The sequence below is a fragment of the Actinoplanes sp. NPDC020271 genome (assembly GCF_044388125.1).
In the GTDB taxonomy this organism is placed as follows: domain Bacteria; phylum Actinomycetota; class Actinomycetes; order Mycobacteriales; family Micromonosporaceae; genus Actinoplanes.
On sequence record NZ_JBIRWQ010000036.1, the window covers coordinates 60,400 to 77,425 of the forward strand.

A 17,026-nucleotide genomic window follows, 5' to 3' on the forward strand; every position below is an offset into this window, starting at 1 on the left:
GGTGGGGGCGGGGCACGCTCACCCGCTCTACCTGGACCGGGCCGGCCGGGTGCACCGGCTGGCGCCGGAGGTGAAGATCGTGGCAGTTCTGCTGTTCACGATCGTGGTGGTGCTGACTCCGCCCACCGAGTTCTCCGCTTTCGCCGGTTATTCAGGGTTGCTGGCGATCTCGGCGATATTTGCCCGTGTTCCTCCGCTCTGGCTGCTCAAGCGAGCGACCATCGAGCTGCCGTTCGTCCTGCTCGCCGTGGCCCTGCCGTTCTTCGGGCACGGCGAGCGCGTCGTATGGCTCGGCCTGTCATTGTCGGTCGACGGGCTGCACGGCGCGTGGAACATCTTCGCCAAGGGCACGCTCGGCGTCCTCGCCTCCCTCATGCTCGCGGCGACGACCACCATGCGTGACCTGATCCTCGGGCTCGACCGGCTGCGCGTGCCGTCGGTGTTCACGCAGATCGCGACGTTCATGCTGCGCTACCTCGACGTGCTCGCCGACGACGCCCGGCGGATGCGGATCGCGCGGCTGTCCCGGGGCTACGACCCGCGCTTCCTGTGGCAGGTCAAGGCGTTCGCGGTCGGGGTCGGATCGCTGTTCCTGCGGTCCTACGAGCGCGGCGAGCGGGTGTACCTGGCGATGGTCTCCCGCGGCTACACCGGGCGGCTCCCGCACGTCGAGTCACGCAAGCCCCCGGTCCGGGAGTGGGCGGTGGGCGCGGCCCTGCCGCTGATCTCGCTGGGAATCGCCGTTCTAGCATGATCGACGTGGCAACTCCCGCGCTGAAGGTCTCCCGGCTGCACTACGCCTACCCGGACGGGCGGGCGGCGCTGCGCGGCGTCGACCTGACCCTCGCTCCCGGCGAGCGGGTCGCCCTGCTCGGCCCGAACGGCGCCGGCAAGACCACCCTGGTCCTGCACCTCAACGGCATCCTGCACGGCGGCGGTGGCACGGTCGAGGTCTCCGGCCTGCCGGTCACGCCGGGCGACCGGGCCGCGATCGCCGAGATCCGCCGCCGGGTCGGCATCGTCTTCCAGGACCCCGACGACCAGCTCTTCATGCCTACGGTCGCGGAGGATGTCGCTTTCGGCCCGGCCAATGCGGGGGTACGCGGTGAGGAGCTCGCCGCCCGCGTCGACGAGGCCCTGGCCGCCGTCGGCATGAGCGAGCACCGCGATCACGTACCGCATCACCTGTCGTTCGGCCAGCGGCGGCGCGTCGCGGTCGCCACGGTCCTGGCGATGCGCCCGGAGATCCTCGTCCTCGACGAGCCGTCGTCCAACCTGGACCCGGCGAGCCGGCGTGAGCTGGCCGAGATCCTCGAGTCGTTGCCGGTGACGGTGCTGATGGTGACGCACGATCTGCCGTACGCGCTGGAGCTGTGTCCCCGCTCGGTCATCCTCGACACCGGCCGCATCGTCGCCGACGGGGCGACCGCCGACCTGCTCGCCGACCGCGAGTTGATGCGCGGTCACCGGCTGGAGCTGCCGTTCGGCTTCGACCCGGCCGCGGCCGCCGCCTCCCGCCGCCGCTGATCCCGGCCGGTGCCACGGGCTGTCGTGGTCCTGACCCTCCACGCCCCGGGGACCGCGACGAGTCCCGCGGCGAGGATGATCAGGCCGACGACCACGGCAACGACGGGCCGGACCCGGAGTTCGGCGGTGAGCGGTGGCGGGATCGTCATGCCGGCGTAGGCGATGAGGAAGATCCCGCCGCGTGCCTCCCCTCGGCGTTCCGCCCGCTGCCGACGCCGGACCGCGCTCCCGGGCCGCTGCCGACGCCGGAGCGTTCCCGGGCCGCCGACGACGCCGGACCGCGCTCCCGGGCCGCCGACGACGCCGGAGCGCTCCCGGGCCGCCGACGACGCCGGACCGCGCGCTCGGACCGCTGCCGACCCGCGCGGCGAACCGCGGGGCACGCTGCGGCCCGCTGCGGCCCGGTGCGGTCGACCAGCTCGCGGGCGCCTGTCCTGCGGCTCGGGCGGGCTACGGGGTGAGCACGTCGGTTACCGGGCGGCGCGGGGCCTGGCGGCCGGGCTGACCGAAACCGATCCGCAGCGCGATCTGCGGGAAACCGGTCCGGCCCAGGGAACGCCGCAACTGGTCACGGGCGGCCGGGACCTCGATCGGCTGGGAGATCATCGAGCAGGCCAGGCCGGCGTCGGTGATCGTCAGCAGGACCCGCTGCAGGGCCTGACCCGCCTGGAGCTGGTCGAGCCGCCGGTCGCCGGCCGTGCCGAGGATGCCGACGAGCGGTTCCGGCTCGTAGTCGCGCCCGGCCGGTCGTCGGCGGTTGGTGAACGCGCGCTGCGGGATCAGGTCCTGCGGCTCACCGACCGCGGCACCGGCGAACGCGGGCATGCCGTCCGGGGCGCCTTCGGTGTCCGTCCAGCTGATCAGTTCGGCCTGGTAACGGTCGTCGCGCCGGAGCACCCGGTCGGCGCTGTGGGCGATCTCCGAGAAGCCGGTCAGCGCGGTCATCCCGACGAGCAGGTCCAGCCACGAGTTCTCGGCGCGGGCCGCCTCGATCAGCCGGACGCGCGCGTCGGCGGGCACCGGGTCGGGCCAGAACGGCTGCCGGTTGCTGTGCCGGCGGGCGATGGCCGCGTAGAGGTCGCTCTCGGCGTACGTCGGAGGCCGTTTTCTCCCCGGCGTGAGCCGGGCGATCAGGTGTGGCTCGTCCGGGTCCGGCAGCAGCCGGACGTCGGCCGGGGTGCCGGCCCAGGCCAGCGCCAGCCGTGCGTTGAAGGTGGCCGCGCCCAGGGCGAGGCGCGAAGCCCAGCCGCTGCGGTCAGCGACACTGAGTTTGCGGGCCGGGTCGGCCAGGATCTCGACGCCTCCGTCGCGCAGACGGAACGTCCATGGCTGTGTGTTGTGCATCGAGGGCGCCTGGATGCCAGCCGCCGCCGCGCGCCGCAGATCTGACTCGTCGTAGCCGTTCACACCATCCACGGTGCCTTGCCGGGACGCGCCCGGGCAGGGCCGAAAGTCCCGGTCAGCTCGTCAGAGGGACGTGCCAGGTGAGGACCGTCCCACCGTCCGGCGCGGGACCGACCTCGAACGCACCGCCCAGGTCACTGGCCCGCTCGCCCATGTTGACGACGCCACCACGGGCGAGCGCCGGGTCGATGCCGATGCCGTCGTCACGGACCTGGAGGTGCAGGTGACCGTCGGCGACCCGGACCGAGACCCGCGCGCTCTGTGCCCGCGCGTGCCGCGCCACGTTGGCGAGCGCCTCGCGCAGCACCGCCATCAGCTCCGGCACGACGTCGTCGGGCACCGCGCTGTCCACCGGGCCGGACGTCTCCAGCTCGGGCCGGAACCCGAGCGCCGCCTCGGCCGCGGCGACCGCCTCGCGCAGCTCACCGCGGAGCGACGGCCCGACCGGCGCGCGCAGCTCGAAGATCGACCGCCGGATGTCGCGGATCGTCGCGTCCAGGTCGTCGACCGCGTTGTTGATCCGTTTCGCCGACTCCGGCCGCATGCCGGGGCCGACGGCGCCCTGCAGGTGCATCCCGGTCGCGAAGAGCCGCTGGATCACCACGTCGTGCAGGTCCCGTGCGATGCGTTCCCGATCCTCCAGAACGGCCAGCAGCTCCCGTTCCTCCTGCGCGCGGGCCCGTTCCAGGGCGAGCGCGGCCTGGCCGGCGAACGTCGAGAGCAGCACCGCGTCGTCGGCGCCGAGCGCGGCCTGCTCCGGCGACTGCGAGACGATCAGCACGCCCCGCTCCACCCCGGTCAGTGGCGCGGCCAGAGCCGGACCGGACGGGACCGGGCCGGGCCATTCGGCGGCGGCGCTCAGGTCGTCGATCAGGCGCTGCCGGTCGGCGCCGAAGTCACGGACCACCGGGCTGTCGGCCGGGATGATCTGCCCGGTCAGGCCGGCGTCCTCCGGGTCGGCGACCTCGATCCGGTACCGCGCGTGCTCCTCCTCGTGCAGCAGCACCAGGACCTGACCGGCGCCGGCCACCTCCCGCGCGCGGCGGGCGATCAGCCGCAGCGCCTCGGTCCGGTGGACGGTGCCGAGCAGCACGCCGGTGATCTCGGCGGCCGCGGCCAGCCACCGCTCCCGCCGCTGGGCCAGCTCGTACAGCCGGGCGTTGTCGATCGCCACACCCGCGGCGGCGGCCAGCGCGACGACGATCTCCTCGTCGTCCTCACTGAACTCCGGGGCGCCCTGCTTCTCGGCCAGGTAGAGGTTGCCGAAGATGTGGTCACGCGTACGGACCGGCACGCCCAGGAAGCTGTGCATCGGTGGATGGTTCGGCGGGAACCCGTACGAGTGGGGATGTTTCCGAATGTCCGGAAGACGCACCGGGTGCGGATCCGTGATCAGGACCCCGAGCACGCCCCGGCCGTGGGGAAGGTCTCCGATCCGCGCGTGCGTGGCCGGATCGATCCCGTGCGTGATGAAGTCGGAAAGGCTCGAATGGTCGGGCGCGAGCACGCCCAGCGCCCCGTACCGAGCACCGCCGAGCGCGCACGCCGCCTCGACGATCCGCTGCAGGGTGCTGCGCAGATCCAGGTCGGTGCCGATGCCGACGACGGCGTCGAGCAGAGCCCGCAGGCGCTCACGACTGGTCACCACGTCGCCGACCCGGTCCAGCATCTCCTGCAGCAGCTCGTCGAGCCGGACCCGGGAGAGCGGACTCAGACCCAGCGACGGTGTTGATCCTTCGGCCACGGCCCCGAGAGTAACCGGTGACCGTCCCGCCCGGCCCGGGACCTATGGCCCTGTGTGACCGGGCCAGGGGTTGGATAAAAATGAGGCATGATCCGAGTCTTTCTCCTCGACGACCACGAAGTCGTCCGCCGTGGGCTGGTCGACCTGCTGCAGGCGGGCGGCGACATCGAGGTGGTCGGCGAGTCCGGCTCCGCGCGCGAGGCGGCGGCCCGCATCCCGGCGCTGCGGCCCGACGTGGCGGTGCTCGACGCGCGGCTGCCCGACGGGAACGGCATCGACGTGTGCCGGGACGTGCGGGCCGTCGACTCGACGATCAAAGGACTGATCCTGACGTCGTACGAGGACGACGAGGCGCTCTTCGCCGCGATCATGGCCGGTGCCTCCGGTTACGTGCTGAAGCAGATCCGCGGCACCGACCTGGTCGACGCGGTCCGTCGCGTCGCCGGCGGCCAGTCGCTGCTCGACCCCGCCGTCACCCAGCGGGTCCTCGAACGCATCCGCAACGGGGTGGAGCAGCCGCGCGAGCTGGCCGGGCTCACCGACCAGGAGCGGCGGATCCTGGAGTTCGTCGCCGAGGGGCTGACGAACCGGGAGATCGCCGGGAAGATGTTCCTGGCCGAGAAGACGGTGAAGAACTACGTGTCCTCGCTGCTGGCCAAGCTCGGCCTGGAACGCCGCACCCAGGCCGCCGTCCTCGCCACTAAGTTGCTGGGTCACAACTGATCCGCGCCCGGGCGGCGATCGTGGCGGCGAGCATCATCTCGTCCGGGGTGTGCAACAGCGCGGTCAGGGCCGGGACCAGCCGGGCCGGTGCGGCGCGCCACGTGCGGATCGCGTCGAGGGCCACCCGGATGCCCTCCCGGCTGGCCTCGGGACCGGCTGCCGGGTCGGTGAGCCGGCCGGCCGCGGCGTAACAGGTCTCCTCGTCCTCGGTCATCTCGTGCGGCGCGCGGCGCATCTCCGGTACGTAGTCATGGGCGTGATGAGCGCAGGCAAGTCAGGGGCTGGTGGGGGAGAGGGGCAGGCGGACGGTGGCGATGGTGCCGCCGGCGTCGCCGGCCGTGAGAGTGATCGTGCCGCGGTGGAGTTCGACGATGGCGCGGCTCAGGGCCAGGCCGAGGCCGGCGCCCGGGATGCCGCTGTGCCGGGCGTTCGTGGCGCGGTAGAGGCGGGCGAAGAGGCGGTTGCGTTCGCCCTCCGGGATGCCCATGCCGGCGTCCGTGACGGTGAGCACCGCGGCGTCCTCCTCGGCGGTCAGGGTGACCGTCACCGCCGAGCCGGCCGGGCTGTACTTCACCGCGTTGCCGATCAGGTTCTCCGCGACCTGCCGCAGTCGCGCCTGGTCACCGGAGATCTGCAGCCGGTCCGGCAGGTCGGTGCGGATCCGGTCGGCGGGCTCGCCGGAGTCGGCGATCACGGTCGCCACCGCGGCCCGCAGCACCGCCGAGACGTCGACCGTGCCGACGGTCAGCCCGGCGTGCCCGGACTCCAGCGCGGACAGGTCGAGCAGGCGTTCGACCAGGGTGCGCAGCCGGGCGTTGTTGCGTTCGATGACCGCGAGCAGGTCCCGGACCTCGCCGATCGTCGTGTCGTCACCGGACTCGGCGATCAGATCGGTGTACGTCGCGATCGACGTCAGCGGCGTGCGCAGCTCGTGCCCGACCAGCGCGATGTACTCCCCGATGCTGGCCGCCAGCTGGTTCTGCAGCTCGTCCGAGCGGCGCCGCTCCAGATAGGCCCCGAGCAGCCCGGCGATGCCGGTGAGCAGCACGGCGAGGGCCGGTTCGGGGTCCTGCCGGCCCGGGGTGAAGAACGTCAGCACGCCGACCACCTGCTCGGCGCTGAGCACCGGGACCGCGCCGGCCGCACGGTACCCGGTCGACCGGACCAGCGGCAGCACCGGCGAGTCGCCGGCGTGGATGTCCGGGACCCAGACCAGCTCACCGGTCTGCCAGCAGCGGCCGGCCAGCCCCTGACCCCGGTTCAGGCTGGGCGGGAACGGGATGTCCAGCGCCCCGCCCGCGGTGTGCGTCACCTCCGGCCGGAGGCGGTCGGTCACCTCGTCGACGAGCCAGAGCCGCAGGTACGGCCAGTCCAGGCACGTCGACACGCTGCGCAGCACGGCCCGGCCGGCGTGCTGGACGTCCGGTGCGTGCACGAGCGCCTGCAGGACCTCCGCCTTGCACTTCTCGTACTGCAGCTGATGGTGGTCGGAGGTCACGTCGTGGACCGCGGCGACCGCGCCGAGGAGGGTTCCGGCGGGGTCGCGTACCGGCCGGGCGTTGATCGCGAACCAGCGCAGCCGGCGTTCCCGGTCGAGGGCCCGCAGGTCGGCGTGGTGCACCGAGCGGCCGGCCAGGGCCTGGAGCAGGGGCAGATCCTCCGGCTGCAGCGGGCGGCCGTCGTGGTGGCGCAGGTGGAAGCGTTCCGGCCACTCGTGGACCGGGACGGTCGCGCAATCGTCGCCGAAGAAGTCGCGGATCGCGCGGTTCGCGAAGACGAGCCGGCCCTGCGGGTCACAGGCGATCGCGCCGGTGTCGAGGCTCTGCATCAGCTCGGCCAGGAACGGGGCGTCCGGCGGCAACGGGAGGAATTGCCGCAGCGTCTCGGTGAGGTCACGAATACTGAAGGGCTTCGGTACGACGGCGACCGCGCCCGCCTCGGTCAGCAGCGTGTCACCGGGCGGGAGATAGCCGGTGATCAGCACGACGGGGACGTCCGCGGTGACGGGGTCGGCGCGCAGCGCCTGGCACATCCGGATGCCGTCCAGGTGCGGCATGTCGACGTCCGCGACGATCAGGTCGAACCGGTCGGCACGGGCGGCGGCGAGCCCGGCCCGTCCGTCGCCGGTGACCGTGGCCACGTGACCGAGCCGGCGGACTATCTCGGCGAGAACCGCCTGATGTTCTGGGTTGTCCTCGACGACCAGCACCGCTGCCATGGCCGTACTTTAATGGCACAAAAATCCCGAAACTCGCAAAAGAGACAACAAGTGTTTTCAGGTTTCGCTTATACGGGCGCCGGGGTACTGTCCCGCCGCATACCGGCGACTCCTGAGGTTTGTTGCATGAGCGCTCTGACCGCGCGTCTCGACGTCCCGCTCCACCACGGCGCACCCGGTGCCGCCCGCCGCGCAGTCGTGGCCGTCCTCGGCGGCTGGGGTTTCCGCAACCCGGAATGGCTGGACGCGGCCGCCGTCGTCGTCAGCGAACTCGTCACCAACGCGGTCCGGCACGGCGGCGGCTGCATCGCGCTGCACGTCGAGGCCCACGACCAGCAGGTCGTCGTCTCCGTCGCCGACGGTTCCTCGGTGGTGCCCCGCCGCCGCGACCCCGACGACGTGGGTGGGCGTGGCATCGCGCTGATCGAAGCGCTCGCCGACGGCTGGACCGTGCACAATCACGAAGGCGGCAAGCAGGTGCGCGTGACCTTGCTGCCGTGCCCCGACGCGATGGTGATGCCGTCCGGCGCGGATCATGGGCGTGCCGCATGAGGATCGTCCGCTTCGACGTGATCCTCCAGGTCGCGGGTGCGCGGGGGACAGTGCGCCGCTCGATGGCCGTCACCGGCGTCCTCACCCTGCCCGCAGCCGCCTGAACCACCCGCCGAGACACCCTCGGACCCGGACGGCCGCGCGGACGGCGCCGCTTCGCGGCCCGCGACGCGTCCCTGAGCGCCGGCCGCAGACAGCGCGGCGCGGCCGCAACCCGCAGCGGGCCGGGCCTTGCGGACGCATGCCCGCGGACAGCGCCGCTATGGGCGTACCGAACAAGGTCTCAGATCCGGAACCGCTGCACCGCCGACCGCAACTGGTCCGCGAGCGTCTCCACATCCTGCGCCGTCCGAGCCGCCTGCCCCGCCGCCGCCCGGCTGGCCGCCGTGCTGTTCGCCACGCTCGTGATGTTCCCCGCGATGTCGCTCGCCCCGGCCGCCGCCTCGCTCACGCCCCGGCTCATCTCGGCGGTCGTCGCGCTCTGCTCCTCGACCGCCGAGGCGATCGTGGTCTGGTAGTCGCTGATCTGTTCGATGATCCGGCTGATCTCGTCGATCGCGGTGACGGCCTGGCTGGTGTCGCTCTGGATGGCGGCGATCTGCTGACTGATCTGTTCGGTGGCGCGCGCGGTCTCCTGGGCGAGGTCCTTCACCTCGCTGGCGACGACGGCGAACCCTTTGCCGGACTCGCCGGCCCGCGCGGCTTCGATCGTCGCGTTCAGGGCGAGCAGGTTGGTCTGCGCGGCGATCGACGTGATCACGTTGATCACGTCTCCGATCTGCGCCGACGAGTCGCCGAGCCGGTTGATCGTCTCGCTGGTGGCGCGGGCGGCGGCGACCGCGTCGGAGGCGACCTGGGCGGCGTCGCCGGCGTTGCGGGAGATCTCGCTGATCGCCGAGCCCATCTCCTCGGTGCCGGCGGCGACCGTGTGCACGTTGCCGGAGACCCCGGAGGCGCTGTTCGCGGCCAGCCCGGCCTGCTGGTCGGCCTCACCGACGGCGCTGTCGATCTCGCCGCTGACCCGGCGCATGGCCTCCGACGCCTCGCGCAGCCGGGCGCCGTTCTCGACGATCTCGACGACCGTGCCGCGGACCCCGGTGATCGCCTCGTCGACCGCGCGGCCCATCACCGCGATCTCGTCGCTGCCGGTGGTGTCGGCGCGCACGGTGAGGTCGCCGCCGGCGAGGGCCTGCAGGGTCCGGATCAGGCGCCCGACCGGCTTGGTGATGCTACGGGTCACGGCGAGGGTGAGCAGCACCGCGGCGACCACGGCCAGCGCGAACGCGATGATCAGCCAGTTGCGGGCGGCGGAGGCCTGGTTCTGCGCGGTGCGGGTGGTCTTCTCGGCACGCCCGGTGACCGAGGCGACCAGGTTGTCGGTGCCCTGGACGATCACGAAGTACAGGTCGTAGCCGGGGCCGAGCAGGATCTTGTTGCCGCCGGCGATGTCCTTCTTCGCGTAGGCGGCGGCGATCTGCAGGTCGGCCGCGAAGTACTGGTCCCAGGTGGTCACCAGGGTGTCGAAGATCTTGCGTTCGTCGGCGGTCATCGACCCGGTGTCGGTCGCCTTCAGCAGCGCGAGCAGCTTCTCCTTGTCGGCCAGGAAACCGGCCCGGTTCTCGGTGCTCGGGTCGGCCGCGACGGTCGGTCCCAGCCGGTACGCGTCCCACGCGTACGCGACCTGCCACCCGGAGATGTCACCGTCGTAGTACTTCTGTTCGTCCACCTGGTGCAGCAGCCGTTGCAGGGACTGCACCTCGGCGGCGGCCGCGGACTGCTGGTTGAGCCCGGCCACCCCGATCGCTACCGCCACCCCGAGCATGACCAGCACCACGGCGAACGCCGTGGAGAGGCGGCCGCCGAGCCGTAGACGCCGCAGCAATGCCATGGAGTCAGCAAATCACGACCATCCGCGCGGTGGTGCCCTTTCCGGATCCCTCGGACTCCACGGTCAGTTCGCCGTCGTGCGCGGCGAGAATGCGCTGCGTGATGCTCAGTCCCAGCCCGACGCCGGGCACGGCCTGCTCCCGGGCGAACCGCCCGCGGTAGAAGCGCTCCGCCACGTGCGGCAGCTCGTCGGCCGGGATGCCGGCACCGTGGTCGATCACGTCCAGGCCGGTCTCGGTCACCCGGACCCGGACCGCCGAGCCGGACGGGCTGAACAGCACCGCGTTGCGGACCAGGTGCTCGGCGGCCTGGCTGAGCCGGGTGAAGTCGCCCGGCACCGGGAACGGGCCCTCCGCGGTGATCTCCAGCCGCAGCGTGACCTGCCGCTGCTCGGCCTGCGCCCGGCACGCGGCGAGCGCCGCCTCGGCCACGGTGGCCAGATCCGTCTCGGCGCGCAGCAGCGGCAGCGGAGTGCCGGTCGGCCGGGTCCCGGCGAGCAGGTGGTCGACCATGCGCACGAGACGTTCCCCGTTGCGCTGGATCGGCTCGATCATCTTCCGGTACGGCTCCAGCCCCTCGTTGTCCACGAGCAGCTCGAGATAGCCCTGGATGGTGGTGACCGGGGTACGCAGCTCGTGCGAGACCGTGGCGACGAAGTCCTCCTCGCGGCTGATCGCCCGGGACAGCTGGTCGCCGATCTCGGACAGCAGCGTCCGGTTCCGGATCGCGGAGAGGTGCCCCGAGGCCTGCCCGGCCATCGTGTGCAGCATCTCCATCCGGCGGTCCCCGGCGTCGCCCGGCCGGTCGTCGAGCACGCACATGGTGCCGAGCTGGAAGCCGTCCTCGTCGACCAGCGGCACGCCCGCGTAGAACCGGATGTTCGGCGCGCCGACCACGTTCTCCCAGGTGCGGAAGACCTGGTGGGTGAGCGCGTCCTGGACGATCAGCGGCACCCGCCGGTCGACGACGACGCCACAGAACGAGGTGGCCAGCGGCCCACCGCTGGACGGCATGCCGGTGCTGCCGGCGAACCACTGACGGTCCGCTCCGACCAGCGTCACCGTGGACATCGACGTCTCGAAGACGGCGCCGGCCAGGCGCGTCAGCTCGTCGAGGACGACCGGGCGGGGCGCGTCGAGCAGGTGGTAGCTCTGCACGGCGGCCACGCGGGCCTCGTCAGCGACTGCGCTCATCGGGTTCCGTTCGTCGTGGCGGGCGGTGTGCGTGTCGGGGACAAACTTCGACGCCGCCCCGGCCGGGTTGAGGAGTTCCGGCCGCCCGATTGCCCCCTCACCGAACGCTTATGACCAGCTACCCGAAGTCGATATTGGCGGGTACAAGGCGCTCTTCGGGGGGTGCTGGAGCTCGCCAACCCGCCCGCCTACCAGCGGGCCGGGCGGATCCGCACCCTCGCCATCGTCAACGGCCTGACCGGGCGACCCGGGCGTCGCTCTCGGCATTCACCGGCGAAATGCGCAACGTACGTGACTGGGTGGTTATGAGGGAGAGAGGTCGTAGGCTTCGGCCAAGGCTGCTACGGCGGCCAGCGCTTCGGTGGCCTCGGCGCGGATCTGGTCGGCGGTGCCGGCCGGGTCGGTGACCGCGCCGGCCCGCGCCTGATCTTCGACGGCCGCGCAGAGAGCGGCCAGCGTGGTGGCCCCGATGTTCGCAGCCGACCCCTTCAACGCGTGCGCCTGATCCCGGACCAGCCCCGGATCCTTCCGCTCGAACCCGTCCAGCAACTGCTCCACGGCCGCGGGCGTCTTCGCCACGAACGACCGCAGCAACCTGAGCACGAGCGCCGACTCGGCCGGCGTCGGATCCGGGTCGGTGATCGCCGCGATCCGCGCACGCACCGCGGCCAGCCGCTCGTCGTCCATGCTCCCATCCTGCGCCGCCGGGCCCGCTCAGAGGATCACATTCTTCAGGTCCTATCTCCGCTGTGGTCGCCGATCGTCGCTCCCGCGGGGACCCTCGCGGGCCTCGCAGGGCCGTGGCCGGCCCAGAACGCGAGGCCCGCAAGGGCGACGTCCGTGGGTGGGCAGGGTCAGACCACAAAACCCGCGCCGCGGCCCGATTCTGGTGGTGGGTGGGTCAGGCGCCCCAGCCGGCCTGGTTGCCGCCGACCCGCTCGGCGGCGGTCGTCGCCGCGTAGCCGGATGCCTTGAACGCCGCCACCGGGTCGCGCGGCAGCCCCCGATCCTCCCGCCGGTCGGCGAGCAGACCCCGCACGTCGGTCTCGAACGCCGCGGTCAGGATGTCGTTCGCGCCGAGCACGTCGCCCGCACGCTGCGCCTCGGCCAGCGCGGACCGGTCGATCAGCAGCGCCTTGGCCAGGGCCTGCTCGACGTTGAGGACCGATCGGATCTGCCCCGGGATCTTCTCCTCGATGTTGTGGCACTGGTCGAGCATGAAGTTCACCCCGGACGAGGGCAGGTGCGCGTCGACCGCCACGATCTCCGACATGATCCGGAACAGCTGGAACGGGTCGGCCGCGCCCACGATCAGGTCGTCGTCGGCGTAGAACCGGGAGTTGAAGTCGAACGCCCCGAGCCGCCCCTGCCGCAGCAACTGCATCACGATGAACTCGATGTTGGTGCCCGGCGCGTGGTGGCCGGTGTCCAGCACGACCGTGGCCTTGTCGCCGAGGGCCAGGCAGTGCAGCAGCGACGTGCCCCAGTCGGGGATGTCCATGCTGTAGAAGTACGGTTCGAAGAACTTGTACTCCAGCAGGATCCGGTGCTCGTCCCCGAGCGCGTCGTAGATGCGCCGCAGTGACTCGGCGAGCCGGTCCTGCCGCCCGCGCAGCGAGTCCTGTCCGGGATAGTTCAGCCCGTCCGGCAGCCAGATCTTCAGGTCGGTCGATCCGGTGGCGTGCATGATCTCGATGCACTGCAGATGGTGCCGCACCGCCTTGTCGCGGACCGCCGGGTCGGGGTGGCAGAGCGAGCCGAGCTTGTACTCGTCGTCCTGGAACAGGTTCGCGTTGACCGCCCCGAGCCTGACGCCCAGCTTCTCGGCGTGTGCGCGCAGGTCCGACCAGTCGTCGACGACGTCCCACGGGATGTGCAGGGAGATCCGCGGCGCGAGCCCGGTCAGGCGGTGCACCTGCGCGGCGTCGGAGATCTTCTCGTACGGGTTCCGCGGCACCCCGGGCTGGGTGAACACCTTGAACCTGGTGCCCGAGTTCCCGTATGCCCAGCTCGGGACCTCGACGGTGAAGCCGTCCAACCCGTCCAGGTGCTGAGCTCGCGCTGTCGTGCTCTCCTGGCCCTCGCCTGCGACACCGTCTTGAGGTGCGGCCTGCTGCCGCTCGGTGCGGTCGATCATGACGGTGTTCCTCCGTAGCGTCTGTTGGTCAATCCGTTCAGGAGCGCGGCGAAGACGAGCACCGCGCCGAGTGCGAGTAGCTGGTACTGGGAGCCCTCGTTGCCGACGAAGGCGAGCAGGATCCCGGCGTTGAGCCAGACGATCAGCAGCGTGGCGAGCACGACTCCGGCGACGCGGCCGATGCCGCCGGTGATCGCGACGCCGCCGAGGACGGCGATGGTGATCGCGGGCAGGGCCATGCCGTTGCCGGAGACACCGGCGTCCGGGCGGGCGGAGGCGAACTGGCCGACCGTGACGACGGCGACAAGACCGGAGATCAATCCCGCGTAGACGTACGCCTTCGCGCGCGTGTCCCGTACCGGCAGGCCGGCCCAGCGTCCGGCGACGTCGTTGGTGCCGATCGCGTAGAGCCGCCGCCCGTAGGTGGTGCGGTTCAGCAGCAGCCACACCGCGACGACCGTGGGCAGCAGGAAGGTGAAGATCGCGAGTGGTACGTCGGGGAGGTAGGGCCCGATGACCGGCAGTTCGACGGACCGTGTGATGGCGTACAGGTCCTGGATCGGTGCGGTGCTGATCGGCTGCTGATCGTTGATCACGATCGCGATCGACTTGTAGGCGTAGAAGGTGGCCAGGGTCGCGATCAGCGCCGGGAACCCGGCGTAGGACACGAGGAACCCGTTCACCGCGCCGAGCAGTGCCCCGAACCCGGCGGTGAGGATGATCGCGGCCCACAGCGGCCAGCCCCATTCGCCGTACGCGAAACCGAAGGTCATGCCGGCGAGCGAGACGATCGCACCCACGGAGAGGTCGATGCCGCCGCGTCCGGACAGGATGACCAGGAGCTCGGCCAGCCCGAGCATGGCCAGGGGTACCGCGTTGATCAGCGACGCGGACATGTAGTCGAAGTCGTAGGGGGCGGTCAGGTAGCCGCCGGCGTCCTGGACGAAGAACGTGACGACGACGGCGACGATCAGTACCGCGAGCAGCGCGATCCGCTGCGTGAGCAGGACCCGCAGGGCCCGGGCGCCGAACGACTCGCGGGTCGCGGTGGCCGTGGCGGTCATCGGTTTCTCCTCGCGCGGGCGCGCAGCAGGTCGGCACCGACCGCCACGATGATGAACACGCCGACGAACAGGTCGGACAGCTGCGACCGCCAGCCCAGCTGGGTCACGCCGGACGCGACCGACTGCACGAGCAGCGCGCCGAGCAGCGTCCCCAGCACCGAGCCGCGCCCGCCCATGATCGACGTTCCGCCGATGACGACCGCCGCGATCACCGCGAGCTCCTTGCCCGACCCCACCGACTGGTCGAGGGTGGACGTGCCCTGCGCGATCACGAAGCAACTGGCGAGACCGACGAGCAAACCCGTCACCAGGTACGCCAGGAGCACGCGCCGCTGCACGCGGACGCCCGCGAGCCGGGCCGCCACCGTGTCCCCGCCGATCGCGAAGAAGTGCCGCCCACCGGCCGTGTGCCGCAGGTACCACCAGGCCAGCGCGGTGATCAGCACCGTGATCAGGAACGCGTGCGGGATGCCGAGCGTGCGCCCGGCCGGCCCACGCCCGAAGAATGCCAGGGTGCCGGGGATGCCGTTGACCGTCCCGGAGCCGAAGATCCGCAGCCCGCCGAACATGAACAGGTTCGCGGTGCCGAACGTGATGATGATGGCGTGCACGCGCCCGTACGCGATCAGCACGCCGTTGATCAACCCGAGCAGCCCGCCCGCGGCGACCGCCAGCAGCACCGCCACCCCGAGGTTCACGCCGCCGTCGACCAGTGCCTTCGCGGTCAGCACCGAGCACACCATGATCGCGGCACCGACCGACACGTCGATGCCGCCCGTGATGATCACGATGGTCATGCCGACGCCGGCCAGCGCGACCGGGGCCGTGGCGACCAGCAGCGGCTGGATCGAACCCGCGGTCAGGAACGCCGGGGTGCTGACCGCGAGCGCCGCCCACAGGAGCGCGAGGACCCCGACGAGCACGACCTCCTGGCTGGTCACCGGGGACGGGAGGACCCGGCTGCCGTTTCTCATTCGTCGCCTCCGGCCGCTGCGGCCAGCAGATCCACCTGGCTGGCGTCCGGGCCGAACGACGCGGTCGTGGTGCCGCCGCGCACCACCTGGATCCGGTCGGCGATGCGCAGTGCCTCCGGCAGATCCGAGGTCACGACCAGCACCGCCGTACCGTTCTCGGCCAGCTCCGTGATGATCCGGTGGATCTCCTCCTTGGCGCCGACGTCCACACCCTGCGTCGGCTCGGCCAGGACCAGCACCTTCGGCCGCTCGACCAGTTGCCGCGCCAGCACCACCTTCTGCGCGTTGCCGCCGGACATCGCGCTGATCGGCTGCCGCTCGCTCGGCGTCTTCACCGACAGCCGCTTGATCAGGTCGACCGCGACGCTCTTCTCCCGTCCGCGGTCCAGGAACGTCCCGAACCGGGAGAGCACCTTCAGGTGGCCCGCGGAGATGTTGAAGGCGATCGACTGGAAACCGAACATGCCCTCGGCCTTGCGGTTGGCCGGCAGCAGCGCGATCCCCAGCTTCTGCGCGTCCCGAGGTGAGCGCGGGCGCACCGGCTTGCCATGGACCCGCAGGTCACCGCTGGTGGCCCGATCGATGCCGTAGATGCCGGCGGCGATCTCGGACACGCCCGAGCCGACCAGGCCGTACAACGCGACGATCTCGCCGCCGCGCACGCTGACCTCCACGTCGTGGAACTTGCCGGCGCGGGCCAGCTTGTCCAGCTCCAGGACCGGCGGACCGTCGGGGACCGTCCGGTGCGGACGCTCGTCGGACAGGATGCCGCCGACCATCAACTCGGCGATCTTTCGCACGGTGAGGTCGCCGATGGCGTACGTGCCAATTGTCTTGCCGTCTCTCATCACCGTGACCTCGTCGGCGATGCGGAACAACTCGTCCAGGCGATGCGAGATGTAGATGACCGCGACGCCTTCCGCGGTCAACCGGCGGACGACGTCGAAGAGCACCCCGATCTCGGCGTCGGTGAGGATCGCCGACGGTTCGTCGAGGATCAGCACGCTCGCCTCCGCCGCGAGGGCCTTGGCGATCGAGACCTGCTGCTGCTCGGCGACCGAGAGCGTGTTCACCGCGGCGGTGGCGTAGCGGGCCGGGAGGCCGAGCCGCTCCAGCAGCTCGACCACCCTGGTGTTCTGTCCCGCCCAGTCGACCCGTCCGGATTTCTTGAGTTCACGGCCGAGGAAGATGTTCTCCGCGACCGTGAGTTCGCCGAACAGCTGCGGCTCCTGGTAGACGGTGGCGATGCCGAGCGCGATCGCGTCCGTCGTGGTGGCGATCCGGGCCGGCTCGCCGTCGAACTCGATCGTGCCCGTGTCGGCGGTCTCGGCCCCGGCCACGATCTTGATCATCGTCGACTTGCCGGCGCCGTTCTCGCCGACCAGCGCATGGACCCGGCCCGGTTTGATCTCCAGGTCGGCCTGCTGGATCGCGCGTACCGCGCCGAAACGCTTCGCGATCCCGGTCAGGCGGAGCCGGGGCGTCTGGTCGGTCATCGGTCAGTAGTCGAACTGGTCGACGTTCTGGTCGGTGATCGCCAGCGCCGGGCCGAGCAGCAGCATCTTGCTCGACGCGTCGTAGGCGACGGCCGGTAGTTTGTCGC

General features: G+C 71.6%; 15 protein-coding genes. 4 read left to right on the forward strand and 11 right to left on the reverse strand.

Annotation, left to right across the window (positions count from 1 at the left end; all coding sequences use genetic code 11):
- The first annotated feature begins 1 nt into the window (after position 1).
- Entirely contained in the window at positions 2-754 is a 753-nt protein-coding gene (cbiQ, locus tag ACH442_RS43325) for a cobalt ECF transporter T component CbiQ (protein WP_396344001.1), read from the forward strand.
- Positions 751-1,527: an energy-coupling factor ABC transporter ATP-binding protein gene (locus tag ACH442_RS43330; protein WP_396344002.1), complete on the forward strand. Its 777-nt coding sequence runs from the start codon at positions 751-753 to the stop codon at positions 1,525-1,527. The genes cbiQ and ACH442_RS43330 overlap by 4 nt, the downstream gene beginning before the upstream one ends.
- Before the next feature lie 450 nt (positions 1,528-1,977).
- Here the strand turns inward: ACH442_RS43330 and ACH442_RS43335 are convergent, their stop codons facing one another.
- Both ACH442_RS43335 and ACH442_RS43340 read right to left on the reverse strand, forming a co-directional pair.
- Positions 1,978-2,934, reverse strand: coding sequence for an Acg family FMN-binding oxidoreductase (locus ACH442_RS43335; RefSeq protein WP_396344003.1), 957 nt, complete (start codon positions 2,932-2,934; stop codon positions 1,978-1,980).
- 52 nt (positions 2,935-2,986) lie between these two features.
- The gene (locus ACH442_RS43340; protein WP_396344015.1) at positions 2,987-4,600 is read right to left on the reverse strand and encodes a GAF domain-containing protein; all 1,614 of its coding nucleotides are present in this window, start codon (positions 4,598-4,600) and stop codon (positions 2,987-2,989) included.
- A gap of 162 nt (positions 4,601-4,762) precedes the next feature.
- Here ACH442_RS43340 and ACH442_RS43345 point away from each other — a divergent pair, with 162 nt between their 5' ends.
- A complete protein-coding gene (locus tag ACH442_RS43345; RefSeq protein WP_396344004.1) occupies positions 4,763-5,398 on the forward strand; it encodes a response regulator in 636 nt (211 codons plus the stop codon).
- On the opposite strand, the gene ACH442_RS43350 is transcribed toward ACH442_RS43345, so the two are convergent.
- On the reverse strand, positions 5,376-5,633 hold the full coding sequence (locus tag ACH442_RS43350) for a hypothetical protein (RefSeq protein ID WP_396344005.1): 258 nt from the start codon (positions 5,631-5,633) through the stop codon (positions 5,376-5,378). The two genes, ACH442_RS43345 and ACH442_RS43350, sit on opposite strands and share 23 nt — an antisense overlap.
- Positions 5,634-5,672: 39 nt before the next feature.
- Complete coding sequence (locus ACH442_RS43355) at positions 5,673-7,616, reverse strand: ATP-binding protein (RefSeq protein WP_396344006.1); 1,944 nt, start codon at positions 7,614-7,616, stop codon at positions 5,673-5,675.
- A gap of 126 nt (positions 7,617-7,742) precedes the next feature.
- Between ACH442_RS43355 and ACH442_RS43360 the strand changes: the two genes are divergently transcribed.
- The gene (locus ACH442_RS43360; protein WP_396344007.1) at positions 7,743-8,168 is read left to right on the forward strand and encodes an ATP-binding protein; all 426 of its coding nucleotides are present in this window, start codon (positions 7,743-7,745) and stop codon (positions 8,166-8,168) included.
- Positions 8,169-8,451: 283 nt separating this feature from the next.
- Here the strand turns inward: ACH442_RS43360 and ACH442_RS43365 are convergent, their stop codons facing one another.
- The 7 genes from ACH442_RS43365 to ACH442_RS43395 form a co-directional block, all read right to left on the reverse strand.
- The gene (locus ACH442_RS43365; protein ID WP_396344008.1) at positions 8,452-10,056 is read right to left on the reverse strand and encodes a methyl-accepting chemotaxis protein; all 1,605 of its coding nucleotides are present in this window, start codon (positions 10,054-10,056) and stop codon (positions 8,452-8,454) included.
- A gap of 4 nt (positions 10,057-10,060) precedes the next feature.
- Positions 10,061-11,248, reverse strand: coding sequence for an ATP-binding protein (locus ACH442_RS43370; protein WP_396344009.1), 1,188 nt, complete (start codon positions 11,246-11,248; stop codon positions 10,061-10,063).
- Between the two features lie 303 nt (positions 11,249-11,551).
- Positions 11,552-11,935 carry an Hpt domain-containing protein gene (locus ACH442_RS43375; protein WP_396344010.1) on the reverse strand — a complete coding sequence of 128 codons (384 nt, stop codon included), beginning with the start codon at positions 11,933-11,935 and terminating at the stop codon, positions 11,552-11,554.
- 214 nt (positions 11,936-12,149) lie between these two features.
- Positions 12,150-13,385, reverse strand: a complete 1,236-nt coding sequence (gene rhaI, locus ACH442_RS43380) for an L-rhamnose isomerase (RefSeq protein WP_396344011.1) — start codon at positions 13,383-13,385, stop codon at positions 12,150-12,152.
- Complete coding sequence (locus ACH442_RS43385; protein WP_396344012.1) at positions 13,382-14,449, reverse strand: ABC transporter permease; 1,068 nt, start codon at positions 14,447-14,449, stop codon at positions 13,382-13,384. The genes rhaI and ACH442_RS43385 overlap by 4 nt, the downstream gene beginning before the upstream one ends.
- Positions 14,446-15,423 carry an ABC transporter permease gene (locus ACH442_RS43390; RefSeq protein ID WP_396344013.1) on the reverse strand — a complete coding sequence of 326 codons (978 nt, stop codon included), beginning with the start codon at positions 15,421-15,423 and terminating at the stop codon, positions 14,446-14,448. The genes ACH442_RS43385 and ACH442_RS43390 overlap by 4 nt, the downstream gene beginning before the upstream one ends.
- A complete protein-coding gene (locus ACH442_RS43395) occupies positions 15,420-16,919 on the reverse strand; it encodes a sugar ABC transporter ATP-binding protein (RefSeq protein WP_396344014.1) in 1,500 nt (499 codons plus the stop codon). Before ACH442_RS43395 ends, ACH442_RS43390 begins: the two co-directional genes overlap by 4 nt.
- Between the last annotated feature and the right edge of the window lie 107 nt (positions 16,920-17,026).

Bases quoted from the DNA above. Each gene is read 5' to 3' on its own strand.
- ACH442_RS43370 (WP_396344009.1), bottom strand. From the start codon at position 11,248: ATGAGCGCAGTCGCTGACGAGGCCCGCGTGGCCGCCGTGCAGAGCTAC.
- ACH442_RS43330 (WP_396344002.1), top strand. From the start codon at position 751: ATGATCGACGTGGCAACTCCCGCGCTGAAGGTCTCCCGGCTGCACTAC.
- ACH442_RS43385 (WP_396344012.1), bottom strand. From the start codon at position 14,449: ATGACCGCCACGGCCACCGCGACCCGCGAGTCGTTCGGCGCCCGGGCC.
- ACH442_RS43365 (WP_396344008.1), bottom strand. From the start codon at position 10,056: ATGGCATTGCTGCGGCGTCTACGGCTCGGCGGCCGCCTCTCCACGGCG.
- ACH442_RS43345 (WP_396344004.1), top strand. From the start codon at position 4,763: ATGATCCGAGTCTTTCTCCTCGACGACCACGAAGTCGTCCGCCGTGGG.
- ACH442_RS43360 (WP_396344007.1), top strand. From the start codon at position 7,743: ATGAGCGCTCTGACCGCGCGTCTCGACGTCCCGCTCCACCACGGCGCA.
- rhaI (WP_396344011.1), bottom strand. From the start codon at position 13,385: ATGATCGACCGCACCGAGCGGCAGCAGGCCGCACCTCAAGACGGTGTC.
- ACH442_RS43375 (WP_396344010.1), bottom strand. From the start codon at position 11,935: ATGGACGACGAGCGGCTGGCCGCGGTGCGTGCGCGGATCGCGGCGATC.
- ACH442_RS43355 (WP_396344006.1), bottom strand. From the start codon at position 7,616: ATGGCAGCGGTGCTGGTCGTCGAGGACAACCCAGAACATCAGGCGGTT.
- ACH442_RS43340 (WP_396344015.1), bottom strand. From the start codon at position 4,600: ATGCTGGACCGGGTCGGCGACGTGGTGACCAGTCGTGAGCGCCTGCGG.
- ACH442_RS43350 (WP_396344005.1), bottom strand. From the start codon at position 5,633: ATGCGCCGCGCGCCGCACGAGATGACCGAGGACGAGGAGACCTGTTAC.
- ACH442_RS43395 (WP_396344014.1), bottom strand. From the start codon at position 16,919: ATGACCGACCAGACGCCCCGGCTCCGCCTGACCGGGATCGCGAAGCGT.
- ACH442_RS43390 (WP_396344013.1), bottom strand. From the start codon at position 15,423: ATGAGAAACGGCAGCCGGGTCCTCCCGTCCCCGGTGACCAGCCAGGAG.